The sequence below is a fragment of the Pseudomonas gingeri genome (assembly GCF_013385425.1).
Classification (GTDB): Bacteria; Pseudomonadota; Gammaproteobacteria; order Pseudomonadales; family Pseudomonadaceae; genus Aquipseudomonas; species Aquipseudomonas gingeri_D.
Map to the genome: position 1 here is coordinate 237,537 of NZ_JACAQA010000004.1, position 13,979 is coordinate 251,515.

The 13,979-nt window shown below is 63.0% G+C and carries 12 protein-coding genes, 1 pseudogene and 1 riboswitch; of the genes and pseudogenes, 7 read left to right on the forward strand and 6 right to left on the reverse strand.

Annotated elements, in window-relative coordinates; all coding sequences use genetic code 11:
- Positions 1-9 precede the first annotated feature (9 nt).
- Together HX830_RS06695 and HX830_RS06700 are read left to right on the forward strand one after the other, a co-directional pair.
- Positions 10-270, forward strand: a complete 261-nt coding sequence (locus HX830_RS06695; RefSeq protein ID WP_152741201.1) for a putative signal transducing protein — start codon at positions 10-12, stop codon at positions 268-270.
- Positions 271-432: 162 nt separating this feature from the next.
- Positions 433-1,053, forward strand: coding sequence for an SOS response-associated peptidase (locus tag HX830_RS06700; protein WP_103494741.1), 621 nt, complete (start codon positions 433-435; stop codon positions 1,051-1,053).
- 12 nt (positions 1,054-1,065) lie between these two features.
- Here HX830_RS06700 and HX830_RS32415 read toward each other — a convergent pair whose 3' ends face one another.
- Positions 1,066-1,908 (reverse strand): methyl-accepting chemotaxis protein, encoded by an 843-nt coding sequence (locus HX830_RS32415; protein ID WP_370868303.1) that lies wholly within the window; start codon positions 1,906-1,908, stop codon positions 1,066-1,068.
- A gap of 15 nt (positions 1,909-1,923) precedes the next feature.
- Positions 1,924-3,270 (reverse strand): annotated as a pseudogene (locus HX830_RS32420) (HAMP domain-containing protein); the annotation flags it as partial.
- Positions 3,271-3,482: 212 nt separating this feature from the next.
- Between HX830_RS32420 and HX830_RS06710 the strand changes: the two are divergent.
- Entirely contained in the window at positions 3,483-4,301 is an 819-nt protein-coding gene (locus HX830_RS06710; protein ID WP_103494489.1) for a M48 family metallopeptidase, read from the forward strand.
- A gap of 46 nt (positions 4,302-4,347) precedes the next feature.
- On the opposite strand, the gene HX830_RS06715 is transcribed toward HX830_RS06710, so the two are convergent.
- From HX830_RS06715 to HX830_RS06725, 3 genes are all read right to left on the reverse strand, one after another.
- Complete coding sequence (locus HX830_RS06715; RefSeq protein WP_103494490.1) at positions 4,348-4,932, reverse strand: TMEM165/GDT1 family protein; 585 nt, start codon at positions 4,930-4,932, stop codon at positions 4,348-4,350.
- A gap of 87 nt (positions 4,933-5,019) precedes the next feature.
- A riboswitch (yybP-ykoY riboswitch) is annotated at positions 5,020-5,141 on the reverse strand.
- Between the two features lie 39 nt (positions 5,142-5,180).
- A complete protein-coding gene (locus tag HX830_RS06720) occupies positions 5,181-6,179 on the reverse strand; it encodes a class I SAM-dependent methyltransferase (protein WP_152741197.1) in 999 nt (332 codons plus the stop codon).
- A gap of 32 nt (positions 6,180-6,211) precedes the next feature.
- Entirely contained in the window at positions 6,212-7,177 is a 966-nt protein-coding gene (locus tag HX830_RS06725) for a 2-hydroxyacid dehydrogenase (protein WP_177099448.1), read from the reverse strand.
- Between the two features lie 89 nt (positions 7,178-7,266).
- On the opposite strand from HX830_RS06725, the gene HX830_RS06730 reads away from it, so the two are divergent.
- Complete coding sequence (locus HX830_RS06730; protein ID WP_103494602.1) at positions 7,267-7,896, forward strand: LysE family translocator; 630 nt, start codon at positions 7,267-7,269, stop codon at positions 7,894-7,896.
- Here the strand turns inward: HX830_RS06730 and HX830_RS06735 are convergent.
- Positions 7,880-8,653, reverse strand: a complete 774-nt coding sequence (locus tag HX830_RS06735) for an AraC family transcriptional regulator (protein WP_103494493.1) — start codon at positions 8,651-8,653, stop codon at positions 7,880-7,882. The genes HX830_RS06730 and HX830_RS06735 overlap by 17 nt on opposite strands.
- 106 nt (positions 8,654-8,759) lie before the next feature.
- Here HX830_RS06735 and HX830_RS06740 point away from each other — a divergent pair, with 106 nt between their 5' ends.
- The 3 genes from HX830_RS06740 to HX830_RS06750 all read left to right on the forward strand — a co-directional run bounded on the left by HX830_RS06740 (position 8,760) and on the right by HX830_RS06750 (position 13,966).
- Positions 8,760-9,944 (forward strand): MFS transporter, encoded by a 1,185-nt coding sequence (locus HX830_RS06740; RefSeq protein WP_177099450.1) that lies wholly within the window; start codon positions 8,760-8,762, stop codon positions 9,942-9,944.
- A 148-nt stretch (positions 9,945-10,092) separates the two neighbouring features.
- Positions 10,093-11,775 (forward strand): fatty acid--CoA ligase, encoded by a 1,683-nt coding sequence (locus HX830_RS06745; protein WP_103494495.1) that lies wholly within the window; start codon positions 10,093-10,095, stop codon positions 11,773-11,775.
- Positions 11,776-12,106: 331 nt separating this feature from the next.
- Positions 12,107-13,966 (forward strand): DUF1302 domain-containing protein, encoded by a 1,860-nt coding sequence (locus HX830_RS06750; RefSeq protein ID WP_177099452.1) that lies wholly within the window; start codon positions 12,107-12,109, stop codon positions 13,964-13,966.
- The last annotated feature ends 13 nt before the right edge of the window (positions 13,967-13,979 follow it).

Here is a 13,979-nt window from a genome sequence, read left to right on the forward strand (position 1 = left end):
GGCGCCCCCATGCAGCGTATCTACGAGCCGGAAAACCTGATGGAAGGCGAGCTGCTGCAAGGCATGCTCGCCAGTGAAGGGATTCAGGCGCACCTGGCGGGGCGTGACTTGCTGGGTGGGGTAGGGGAGTTGCCGGTCTTCGGCTTACTGGCCCTGGCGGTGGACAATGACCAGGCGCAATGCGCGCGGGAGCTGATCGCCGCGTACAATGCGGCGTTGCCGCTGGCCGGCGACGAGCCGGAGAGTTTTCCGGATGTGCTGGTCTGTTAGTTTCTTGAAAGCACCGCGCACCTTGTGGGAGCCGGCTTGCTGGCGATGGTGTCCGTCAGGGCGCTGCAAGGCTCAAGGGCCTCATCGCCGGCAAGCCAGCTCCTACAGGGACTGTGTTGTACCTTGATTGCCCCGCGTTTTTGAAAAGAGCCGTATTGCCCCATGTGTGGACGTTATGCCCTGTTTCGCTGGAACCCCACCTTCGCGGCCTTGCCCGGCTTTCCCGCCGACCAGCAGGCGCAGTGGAATATTTCGCCCAATGACTCGGTGCTGATCCTGCGTGCCGCCGAGGGGCAGCGTGAGCTGGCCCGTGCCCGCTGGGGGCTGACCCCGGCGTGGCTGACCGATCTGTCGAAGACACCGGCCCATGCCCGGGCCGAAACCCTGGCCGAGCAGCCGATGTTTCGCCAGGCGTTCCGCGAGCGGCGTTGCCTGCTGCCGGCCAACGGTTTCTACGAGTGGCGCGGAACCCAGCGCAAGCGGCCTTATTGGCTGACGCCGGCGGAAGGGTCGAGCCTGTTTTTTGCGGCGATCTGGGAGGCCTATCCGGTGGATGGGCATGTCTGGTTGAGCACCGCGGTGGTGACCCAGGCGGCGTCGAATCAGCGGCGGCCGCTGATCCTGGATGCGGCGGGGCAGGAAACCTGGTTGTCGGCGCAGGCCTCCATGACAGATTTGCAGGCGCTGCTGGCCAGCCCCCAGGCGCCCTTGCGCGAGCGGGTGCTGGCCAATCTGGTGAACGATCCGAAGCTCAATGCGCCGGAGTGCCTGACGCCGGGTTGATTCGGTGAAGTCCTACACCCTGAACTGATTGATCAATCGCCGCTGCTGCTCCGCCAGCTTGGTCAATTGCGCACTGGCCGCGCTCGACTCGTCGGCGCCGCCCGCTACTTCATTGGCCACCTGACCGATATTGATCACGTTGCGGTTGATGTCGTCGGCCACCGCGCTCTGTTCCTCGGCCGCGCTGGCGATCTGGGTGTTCATGTCGTTGATCACCGACACCGCCTGGGTGATGCTTTCCAGCGCCTGGGCCGCCTTGGCCGCGTGCTGCACGCTTTCGTCGGTCTTGGCCTGGCTGTCTTCCATGACCTTGACCACGTCGCGGGTACCTTGCTGCAACTGCTGGATCATCGACTGGATTTCTTCCGTGGCCTTCTGGGTCTTCTGCGCCAGGTTGCGCACCTCGTCGGCCACCACCGCAAAGCCCCGGCCCTGCTCGCCGGCCCGGGCCGCTTCGATGGCGGCGTTGAGCGCCAGCAGGTTGGTCTGTTCGGCAATGCCACGGATGGCCGTCAGGATCGCATTGATGTTCTCGCTGTCCTTGGCCAGGGTCTGCACCACGCTGACCGCGCGGCCGATCTCCAGGGCCAGGGCGCCGATGGAGGTCGAGGTGTCCTTGACGATGCGCATCCCGTCGCTGGCGGCCATGTCGGCATGGCTGGCGGCCTGGGCCGCCTGGGTCGCATTGCGCGCCACGTCCTGGGCGGTGGCGGTCATTTCCTGCACGGCGGTGGCCACTTGGTCGATCTCGGCCATCTGCTTGTGCACGCCCTGGTTGGTCCGGATCGCGATATCCGCGGTGTGTTCGGAGGAGTCGCTGACACTCTGCACCGAGGTCACCACCTGGGTGATCATCGCCTGCAACTTGATCAGGAAGGTGTTGAAACCCTTGGCGATCGAGCCCAGTTCGTCGGCACGGTCGCTGGTCAGGCGCCGGGTCAGGTCGCCTTCGCCCTGGGCGATGTCGTCGAGCATGGCGACCATCTGCTTGAGGGGACGGGCGATGCCGTGACCCACCAGCCAGATCACCAACAGGCCCAGGCCAGCGATCACCAGGCCGACCATGGCCATGCCGAAGACATCGGCCTTGCGCTGGGTGTCGAGGTCGCCTTGCAGCTTGTGCAGGTCAGCCATGACGGCGTCCAGCGGCAGCTGCATCATCAGGGTCCAGCGCGCGTCGGTCTGGCCGATGCCGAAGGGCAGGTAGAGCTCGATGGTGCCTTTGTCCTTGTCGACGTTATAGGTCACTTCGCCGCGATTGAGCTTGCCCATGGTCGCGACCTTGTCGGCCCCGAGCACGTCCCCGGCCTTCTCGCCGAATTTGCTTGAGTCCTTGGTGTAGGCCACCAGGCGACCGTTGCTGCCCACCAGCGCCATGTTGCCGGCACCGCCATAGAGTTTCTGGTTGGCGGCCAGCAGCATGTCCTGGATGAAGTTCACCGACAGGTCGGCGCCGACGATGCCCTGGAACGCGCCGTTGAGCAGGATCGGTTGGATAAAGGAGGCAAGCATGACCATCTTGTCGCCGACCTTGTAGGGCGCCGGGTCGATCACGCAGGACTTCCTGGTTTCCTTGGAGCACAGGTAGTACTCGCTGGCGCGGATGCCGGTGGAGAGCAGTTTCTGGTCGTCCACATCCACCAGGCTCGACTCGCCGAGGGTGCCGTCGTCGTTACGGAACCACCAGGGCAGGAAGCGGCCGTCCTTGGGGTCGATACCGGCGACCTTGGTGTCGACATAGGCGGCGTCGTTGTGGTCCAGGGCGTTCTTTTCCCAGCCGATATAGGTGCCGAGAATCTTCGGGTTCTGCTGGACGTTTTCCTTGACCAGGCTGATCAGTTGTTCGCGGCTGAGGCTCAAGGCGGGCTTGCCGTCGGCGCCGGTGGTGCCGATCAGGCTGTTGACCCGGACCAGGCCGCCGGCAATCAGCAGCGGCGCTTCGAGTTCGCGCTGGATCTGGCTGACCTGGGTGCGGGCCAGCGCATCCAGGCGCTGCTGGATCACCTGTTCGAATTGCGCCTGGGTGCGCTGTTGCACCATGTCCTGGGTCCTGGCCCCGGAAAACAGGGCGTAGACCACCAGGGCCCCGACCACGCTGAGGATAATGGCCCCGGCCAGGGCCGCGACGGAAAACTGGATCGACTTGAATTTCATGGGAGCCCCGGACGCAAGGAGTGACAACTGCCAATTTGTATCGGCCGGGCTTTTCACAGGCATGAGGGGCGGTCGCTGAAATGGCTGTTTTGAATGTGTCTGTGTCGCAAATGGATAGGTGCGGGATGTGGTTCGCCGTGGCTTGGGCGGGTTTATGAATCTTTTCCTACGAAACGTGCGGGATGTATCCGAAGTTGATGTGCTACACGTCGTTTGTATCTGGTATTGATACAAATCACCGCCTAGGATAGCCGCAGTCTTCAAGGAGAGTGTTCATGGCTAGAGCTTGGGTGTTGGGCGCGTTGAGCGCGAGTTTGCTGTTGGGCGGGTGCCAGGCTGTCAACACCACCAACGGTGGGGCGGTCGGGGTTGAGCGCAAGCAGTACATGTTCAGCCTGCTGTCGAGCCAGCAAGTCGACCAGATGTACGCGCAGTCGTATCAGAAGACCCTGGGGGAGGCGGGTGGCAAGGGCGTTCTGGACAAGACCAGCGCCAATGCCAAGCGGGTCCAGGCGATCGCCAAGCGCCTGATCGCCCAGGCGCCGACCTTCCGTCCGGATTCGGCGCAATGGCAGTGGGAGGTCAATCTGATCAAGAGTGACGAGCTCAATGCCAACTGCGGTCCTGGCGGCAAGATCATCTTTTACAGTGGCCTGATCGATAAGCTCAAGCTGAGTGACGACGAGATTGCCGCGGTGATGGGTCATGAAATTGCCCACGCCTTGCGCGAGCACGGGCGTGAAGCGATGTCCAAGGCTTATGGGGTCGAGATGGCGAAGCAGGGCGCGGGCGCCTTGTTCGGCCTGGGACAGGACAGCCTGGCGCTGGCCGATACCGTGGCCAACTACGGCATGACCTTGCCCAACAGCCGGGCCAATGAGAACGAGGCGGACCTGATCGGCCTGGAGCTGGCGGCTCGCGCCGGCTACAACCCGAACGCGGCCATCAGCCTGTGGAACAAGATGGGCAAGGCGGCTGAAGGCGCACCGCCGGAGTTCATGAGCACCCACCCGGCGTCCGATAGTCGTATTGCTTCGTTGGAGGCAGCGATTCCGAAGGTGATGCCGTTGTATCAGCAGGCCAGGAAGTCCTGACCCTGTGTAGCGAGAGGGCAAACCCTCTCGCCACAAGGAACCTGCTTTAGATCCAGCCGCTGCTCTGCATCGCCTTGTACACCGCGACCACCGCGAGGATGAAGAACGCTGTCGCCGCCAGCCGGCGGATCAGGGTCAGCGGCAGTTTGTCGGCGGCGAAGTTGCCCGCCAGTACCACCGGGACGTTGGCAATCAGCATGCCCAGGGTGGTGCCGATGATCACCAGCCACAGCTCCGGATACTGCGCCGCCAGCATCACCGTGGCGATCTGGGTCTTGTCACCGATTTCCGCGAGGAAGAACGCGATCAGGGTGGTCAGGAACGGGCCGAACTTGCGCGCCGTGGTGGTCTCGTCATCGTCGATCTTGTCCGGCACCAGGGTCCACAGGGCGGTGGCGGTAAAGCTCGCCGCGAGGATCCAGTGCAGCACCGCATCGGAGAAGAAACTGCCGAACCAGGCGCCTACCGCGCCGGCTGCCGCATGGTTGGCCAGGGTTGCCGCGACAATACCGGCAATGATCGGCCAGGGCTTGCGAAAGCGTGCAGCGAGAATGAGCGCGAGCAGCTGCGTCTTGTCGCCGATTTCGGCCAAGGCAACGATTGCAGTGGGGACGAGCAGGGAGTCCAGCATCAGGTTTTCCTAAGGGGCGGGTCGACACGGCTATGACACGTACAGCCTCCCCGCCCCGGGTAAGGTGTTCGTGTCATAGGTCTTGTCAAACCCTGGGCCCGTCTGTGCGGACCGTGGGTCGCATGCGCCATGGCCTGTTGACCAAGTATGTTGACGCATGCCGGACGAGCGTGGCGCTCGTGGGAGACTACTCCCCTAGGACGGAGCGGATTCTGCCTAGGCGGAATCCATTGCGCAAGCCTTCTTTTTCAACCGCGCTTGGCGCTGTAGACCCGGAAGCCCTGTCCTTCGGCCTTGGTCACGCAGCGTCCGAGATGCTCTTCGATCAGTGGCTGATAACGTAGGAAACTGTTCGCCACCAGCCGAAGTTCGCCGCCGTTTTTCAGATGTTTTGCTGCTTTTCGCAACAAATTCTCCGTCGCCAGATAATCGGTGTGGACCCCGACATGGAACGGCGGATTGCTCAGGATCGCACTCAAACCCATGGGCGCGGCGTCGATGCCATCACCGGTCAGGACCTCAGCGTCGAGGCCGTTGGCGGCCAGGGTCAGGCGACTGCTGGCGGTGGCAAAAGCGTCGACGTCGAGCAGGATCACGTGGTTGTGCGGGTAACGCCGCTTCACGGCCGCGCCGAGGACACCGGCGCCGCAACCGAAGTCCAGCAGGTTGCCGCTCGGCAGTTTGTCCAGGTGTTCCAGCAACAGGGCACTGCCGCGATCCAGCCGGCCGTGGCTGAATACCCCGGGTAGGCTGACCACCTTGAGCGACCCTTCGGCCAGGTCCAGCTGGTAATGTTGCGCCAGGCTTTCCAGCGTTTTGGCGACCGGTGCTTCGGCCACGGTGACCTGCCACAGCTGGCAATGTCGGGCGCTGTCGAGCTTGCGCGGCTTGCCGAAGGGGTTGAGCTGCTTGGCCGCGCCTTCGATACCGCTGCGTTTTTCCCCGACCAGGAACACCTCGCCACCCGGCAGGCGCGAGGCGATGGCGTTGAGCAGGTAGTCGGTCAGGTCCTTGGACTTGGGCAGGAACACCACGGCGCTGTCGAACGGGATCTCGGGGATATGCACGCCAAAATGGCTGCGGCCTTCGAAGCGCGCCTCCAATGCCGCCTGATCGCCGGCGTGCCAGCACCAGCCGTGGGCGTTGGGCAGGCGTCCGAGCAGGTCGTCGGCGGGCAGCCCGGCGAGCAACAGCTTGCCCTGGAAATAATCGGCCTGACGAAGCAGTACTTCACTGCGCGGATCCATGGTCTGCTCCCTGAAAAAAGTGCCGCAGTCTATCAACTGACAACCCGCAACGCTGCCCCGTTGAAGAAACCCAGGGCGTTTTCCGCCAACTGGCCGACAATTCGTTGCCGGGCCTCGCGGCTGCCCCAGGCGTTGTGGGGGGTGACGATCAGGCGCGGAATGTCGCCGGCCAGCAGTGGGTTGCCGTTGGTTGGCGGTTCGACGCTCAGCACATCGGTGGCGGCGCCGCCCAGGTGGCCGCTGCGCAGGGCGTCGGCCAGGGCCAGTTCGTCGATCAGGCCGCCGCGGGCGGTGTTGACCACAAAGGCCCCGGGCTTGAGCTGCGCGAGTTCCGTGGCACCGATAAAGTGGCGGGTGTATTCGTTGAGCGGGCAGTGCAGGGTCAGCGCATCGACCTGCGGCAGCAATTGTTCCAGCGGCACGCGATCGGCCCGGGCCGGGCGACCGGGAATCTGCCCGAGCAGCACACGCATGCCAAAGGCTTCCGCCAGCCGCGCCACCGCGCCGCCGAGTTCGCCATGGCCGAGCAGGCCGAGGGTCTTGCCCTCCAGCTCGACAATCGGGAAGTCCAGCAGGCAGAACTGCTTGGCCTGTTGCCAGCGACCTTCACCGACGGCTTTCTGGTAATCGGTCAGGCGCGTGGCCAGGGCCAGCAGCAACATCAGGGTGTGCTGGGCCACCGACGGCGTGCCATAACCCTGGCAATTGCTCACGGTAATGCCCTGGGCGCGGGCGGCGGCCAGGTCGACATTGTTGGTGCCGGTGGCGCTGATCAGGATCAGCTTCAACTCGGGGCAGGCGGCCAGGGTGGCGGCGGTCAACGGGACCTTGTTGCTGATGGCGACGCTGGCGCCTTTCAGGTGTTCGATGACCGTCTCCGGCGTGGTCGTGGCATACAGGCACAGCTCGTCGAAGCAGGCCCGCAGCGGATCGAGGTCAAGATCGCCGAGATCCAGGGAAGGGTGATCGAGAAATACCGCGCGGCGGGAGTTGCTCATCAACTGTACCTTTTGTGCTATTGGATGAACGCGTAAGGTGACGAGCCTAACAGACATATTCAGTTACCGAGGAGCCCATCGCCGTGTCCATCTACTTGACGGAATTCCTGACCGTTGCCCTGATTCACCTGCTGGCGGTGGCCAGTCCCGGCCCGGACTTTGCCGTGGTGGTGCGCGAGAGCGTGACCCATGGTCGACGTGCCGGCACCTGGACCGCGCTGGGCGTCGGCACGGCGATTTTCCTGCATGTGGGCTACTCGCTGCTGGGGATCGGCCTGATCGTGTCGCAATCGATCGTGCTGTTCAACGCCTTGAAATGGCTGGCGGCGGCCTACCTGCTGTACATCGGCTTCAAGGCCATCCGCGCCAAGCCGGCCCAGCCGGTGAGCGACGAGCTGGCCTTGCAGGTCGGTGAGCGCACCGCGCGCGGCGCCTTCACCTCGGGCTTCGTGACCAATGGCCTGAACCCCAAGGCCACGCTGTTTTTCCTCTCGCTGTTCACCGTGGTGATCAACCCGCACACGCCGCTACTGGTCCAGGCCGGCTACGGCGTTTACCTGGCCGTGGCCACCGCGCTGTGGTTCTGCCTGGTGGCGATGCTGTTCAGCCAGCAGCGTGTACGCGCCGGTTTCGCCCGCATGGGCCACTGGTTCGACCGGACCATGGGCGCGGTGCTGATCGCCATCGGCGTGAAGCTGGCCTTCACCGAGATGCATTGATCGAGCTGAACTGGTTCAGGGCATTCAGGTAGTCCCGCGGGTTGTCGCCAAGCAGGCGACGAAACATCGAACTGAAGGCCCGGGCGCTGCCATAGCCCAACACCTTGGCCACGTGCTGCACGCTTTCCCCGGCGATCAGGCGTGGCAAGGCCTCCATCAGGCGCAGTTGCTGGCGCCAGGCATTGAAATTCATCCGTACTTGCTGCTGGAACAGCCGCGCCAGGGTCCGGGTACTGGCGCCGACCTGCTGTGCCCAGTCTTCCAGGCTGTTGGGGTGGTCCGGGGTTTCCAGCAGGGCCAGGCAGATCCGTTGCAGGCGCCGGTCCGTCGGCATCGGGATATGCAGCGGCAGGTTCTCCAGGGCCGCCAGTTCCTCCAGCATAAGCTGCTGGATCAGCGGGTTTTTCGCCTGTTCCGGGCCTTGCACCGCACGCACGATCAACTCCCGCAGCAACGGCGTCACCGCCAGCACACAGCAACCGTGGAGGTTGGCCGGGGAATACTCGGCGGCGATAAATAACGACCGCATGCGCACTTCGCCGCTCATGAAAATCTCATGCTCGACCCAGGGCGGAATCCACACGGCGCGGGTTGGCGGGATGATCCACGCGCCTTCGGCGGTGACCAGGCGCATGACCCCGCACACGGCATAGAGCAACTGCGCTTCCTGATGGACGTGCAGTTCCTGGTGTGCGCCGTCGACGTAGTCGCGGGGATAGGCGCTGACTGGGCCGTGTAGGAAGTGGCTGATTAACATGTCCGATTCTACAAGTCTGTCTGGTTTGATGAGTTTGTTGGCAGAAATACGTTTTGTCGCCAACTTAGCATAACGGACCGATAACAATCCTGACGTGTGTGCCGCGATGAACCAACCCCGAAACGTAATCCGCTACATCAATGCCGCCCATGTGATCGACCACATGTTCATGCTGATTTATCCCGCCGCCGTGCTTGGCATGGGCCAGGCCTTCGGTCTCGACTTCGCCCAGATGATCGGCCTGTCCCTGGGCGGCTTCATTGCCTTCGGCGCCTGTTCGCTGCCGGCCGGCTGGCTGGGGGACCACTGGAGCCGGCGGAGCATGATGCTGCTGTTCTTCTTCGGCATCGGCGCCGCATCGATCTTTACCGGCCTGAGCAGCACGGCACCGATGCTGACCCTGGGGCTGACCCTGGTGGGCGTCTTCGCCGCGATCTACCACCCGGTGGGCACGGCGATGCTGGTCAGCTACGCGCAGAACCGTGGCCGTGAAATCGGCGTCAACGGCATGTGGGGCAACCTCGGCGTGGCGTTTTCGGCGCTGGTCACCGGCTTTCTGGTGGCGCAGTTCGGCTGGCGTTCGGCGTTTATCCTGCCGGGGGCGGTGTCGATCATCCTCGGTGTGCTGTTTGCCTTGCAGGTCCGCGAAGAACCGATCCCGCTGCAGCCCCATGTGAAACTGCGCAACGCCAGCGGCCAGCAGATCTCCATGATCATGGTGTTCAGCGTCCTGGCGCTGGTCACGGCCACCGGCGGGGTGGTGTTCAATGCCACCACCATGACCTACCCGAAACTGTTCCAGGAGCGCCTGCATGAGTGGCTCGCTTCGCCGCAGTTGCTCGGGGTGATCGTCAGCCTGGCCTACGCCTTTGGCGCGGTGGCGCAGTTGAGCATCGGGCGGATGCTCGACCGCATGAGCCTGAAGTGGCCGTTCGTGGTGCTGACCCTGTGCCAGGCACCCTTGCTGTTCGGCCTGGCCTACGTCGACGGCCTGTTGGTGATGGTCCTGGGCGCGGCGCTGATGTTCGTGGTGTTCGGCCAGGTGACGGTGAATGATGCGATGGTCGCCAATTTTGTCGCGCCGCAGTGGCAATCGCGGGTCTTTGCCTTGCGCTACTGCCTGTCGTTCGGGGCCAGCGCGACGGCCATTCCATTGATCGCCTTTGTCGAACCGCGCCAGGGTTTTGCCGGTCTGTACCTGATCCTCGCGGGCTTTGCCGCACTGACCTTTGTCGCCGCGCTGGTGTTTCCGCGCACCCCGGCCCAGCAGCCCGCCGGACAGCCGGCCTGAGCCTTGGCGAAGGTTTCCGTGGGTGCTGGCTGTGAGCTAGCACTCACGTTCGTCTGCAAATCATTCCTTTGGGTGATTTAGTGGATGCGCGGTGGCTCTAGAGTGCCTATCTTTAGCTTCGACCGTGCAGACAGACCAAGGAAGCTCCATGTTGCAGACTCGTATCATTCCGCCCGCCGAAGGGGCTTATCAATACCCCCTGTTGATCAAGCGCTTGCTGATGTCCGGCAGCCGCTACGAGAAAACCCGCGAGATCGTCTATCGCGACAAGCTGCGCTACAGCTATCCGACCTTGAGCGAGCGCGTCGCCCGCCTGGCCAATGTACTGACGGCGGCGGGGGTCAAGGCCGGCGACACCGTCGCGGTGATGGACTGGGACAGCCATCGCTACCTGGAATGCATGTTCGCCATCCCGATGATCGGCGCGGTGATCCACACCATCAACGTGCGTCTCTCGCCCGAGCAGATCCTCTACACCATGAACCACGCCGAGGACCGCTTCGTGCTGGTCAACAGCGAGTTCGTCGGCCTGTACCAGGCGATCGCCGGGCAACTGACCACGGTGGACAAGACCCTGCTGCTCACCGACACCGAGGACAAGAGCGCCGAGTTGCCGAACCTGGTGGGCGAATACGAGCAACTGCTGGCGGCGGCGAGCCCGGTCTACGACTTCGAGGATTTCGACGAGAACTCGGTCGCCACCACCTTCTACACCACCGGGACCACCGGCAATCCGAAAGGCGTGTACTTCACCCATCGCCAACTGGTGCTGCACACCATGGGCGTGGCGACCATCATGGGCAGTATCGACAGCGTGCGCCTGCTGGGTACCAACGACGTCTATATGCCGATCACCCCGATGTTCCACGTGCACGCCTGGGGCCTGCCCTATGTGGCGACCATGCTCGGGCTCAAGCAGGTCTATCCCGGCCGCTACGACCCTGAGCTGCTGGTGGAGCTGTGGCGCAAGGAAAAGGTCACGTTCTCCCACTGCGTGCCGACCATCCTGCAGATGGTGCTCAACGCCAAGGCGGCCCAGGGCACCGACTTCAAGGGCTGGAAGATGGTGATCGGCGGCAGTGCGTTGAACCGCACGCTGTATGAGACCGCCAAGAGCAGGGGCATTCAACTGACCGCCGCCTATGGCATGTCGGAGACCGGCCCGCTGGTGTCCTGTGCCCACCTGAGCGAAGAATTGATGGCCGGCAGCGAGGACGAACGCACCACCTACCGGATCAAGGCCGGTGTACCCGGGCCGTTGGTGGAGGCGGCGATTGTCGACGAGGACGGCAACTTCCTCCCGGCGGACGGCGAGACCCAGGGCGAACTGGTGCTGCGCGCACCCTGGCTGACCGAGGGGTATTACAACGAACCGCAGAAGGGCGCCGAGCTCTGGGCCGGCGGCTGGCTGCACACCGGCGACGTGGCGACCCTCGACAGCCTGGGGGTGATCGATATCCGCGATCGGATCAAGGACGTGATCAAGACCGGCGGCGAGTGGATCTCCTCCCTGGCCCTGGAAGACCTGGTCAGTCGTCATCCGTCGGTACGTGAAGTCGCGGTGGTGGGCATTGCCGATCCGCAATGGGGCGAGCGTCCGTTTGCCCTGCTGGTCTTGCGTGAAGGCCATGAAATCGGTGCCCGGGAGCTCAAGGAACACCTCAAGCCCTTCGTCGAGCAGGGGCACTTGAGCAAGTGGGCGATTCCGAGTCAGATCGCCCTTGTTACGGAAATTCCCAAGACCAGCGTCGGTAAACTGGACAAGAAGCGCATCCGTATTGATATCGTCCAATGGCAGGCCAGCAACAGCAGCTTCCTCTCGACCCTTTGAGGTGTCCCCACCACGCCCGAAAGGGCGTGGCAGCCCCACCAGGCAAGTGCTTGGCTTGTCGAATCCGAATTTTCAGTCATTCTTGCCCGCCGCTTTTCAGCGGCTTGGCGAACGCATTGTTTGTGCAGTGATCTCAGGGTGCAAATCACACTTTAGAGGGATCAAGCGGTACCACCTGCTGGATATAGTCCGCTGACGGATTTTCAGGAGTGGGGCGGGCCAGCGATAAGCCGCCACTTCGGGCGAGGGTTGGGAGTGTCTGCTTCCCTTTCGTCCGAGGCGTTCCTGAAGGTACTCACTGCCAAAACAATAAAGCACATGGAGTATGTCGATGATCGCGCTAAACCCGTTCTGGCGCCGGGCGAAACTGCCCTTGGCCGTCAGCCTCGCTTCTACGCTCGCCGGTCCCGCCTTTGGCGTCAGCTTCAATGTCGGTGAAATCGAAGGCAGCTTCGACTCGTCCCTGTCCCTGGGGGCCAGTTGGTCGACGCAGAATCCCAACAGAAACCTGATCGGCGTCAACAATGGCGGCGCGGGGTTGTCGCAGACCTCCGATGACGGGCACCAGAACTTCAAGGCCGGGGACACTTTTTCGAAGATCTTCAAGGGCGTGCATGACCTTGAATTGAAATACGGCGATACCGGCGTGTTCGTGCGTGGCAAGTACTGGTACGACTTTGCCTTGCAGAACCAGGACCTCGACTTCAAGAACGTCAGCAACGACGGTCGCCAGGAAGGTGCCCGCTCTTCCGGCGCGGAAATCCTCGATGCCTTCGTCTATCACAACTACAGCATTGCCGAGCTGCCGGGCACGGTGCGCCTGGGCAAGCAGGTGGTGAGCTGGGGTGAAAGTACCTTTATCGGTGGCGGCATCAATGCGATCAACCCGATCGATGTGTCCGCGTTCCGTCGTCCGGGGGCCGAAATCAAGGAAGGCCTGATTCCGGTCAACATGTTCTACATGAACCAGAGCCTCACCGATAACCTCTCGGCGGAAGGCTTCTACCAGATCGGCTGGGATGCGACGGTCACCGACAACTGCGGCACCTTCTTCTCGCAGTCGGATATTTCCTCCCATGGCTGTAACAACAACCTGCGGGTGTTGAATTCGACCGCCACGATCAGTCCGGCCCAGCAAGCGGGCCTACGGCCGTTTGGTGTCGATATCAACGGCGAGGGTGTGTTGGTTCGGCGCACGCCCGACCAGGATCCCAGCAGCGGCGGTCAGTTCGGCTTGGCCATGCATTACAACTTCGAGCCGCTGGACACCGAGTTCGGCGCCTATTTCATGAACTACCACAGTCGCGCGCCGATCTTCAGTGCCAAGGGCGCCTCCCAGGCGGTTTTCAATGCTGCTCCGGGTTTCGGTGCCGCGGCCCCCTTGGTGGTGGCCGGCAACTCCAGCTACTTCATGGAGTACCCGGACAATATCCGCCTGTATGGCTTGAGCTTCTCCACCACCTTGCCCACCGGCACGGCCTGGAGCGGTGAGTTGAGCTACCGGCCGAATGCGCCGGTGCAGATCAGCTCCACCGATATCCTCTATGCCGGTGTCACGCCATTGCCGGGCCTGGGGAATGCCTCGATCCTCAAGGGCTCGCCGGGTCAGACGATCAATGGCTATAACCGCAAGGAAATCACCCAGTTCCAGACCACCTTCACGCATTTCTTCGACCAGGTCATGGGGGCCAGTCGCCTGACCCTCGTCGGTGAAGCGGGGATCACCTATGTGGGCGGTCTGGAAAGCCGCGACAAGGTTCGCTACGGCCGGGATCCGGTCTATGGGCCGGGCACCTTGCCCAATGGTTTTTGCCCAACCCTCAATGGCAGCACCATCGCTGGCGCGGGTCCCGGCGCGGATGCCAGCAACCGCAGCACCAACTGCAACAACGATGGCTTCACCACCGCCACCTCCTGGGGTTATCGCGCCCGGGCCATCTGGGAATACCCGGATGTCTTCGCCGGGGTGAACCTCAAGCCCAACGTGGCCTGGTCCCATGACGTGAAAGGCTACTCGCCGGGCCCTGGCGGCAACTTCGAACAAGGGCGCAAGGCGGTCAGCCTGGGCCTCGATGCCGAGTACCAGAACACCTACACCGCGAGCCTGAACTACACCAACTTCTTCGGCGGCGACTACAGCACGGTGGATGACCGTGACTTCGTGGCCCTGAGCGTTGGCATGAACTTCTAAGACCGTTGCACTT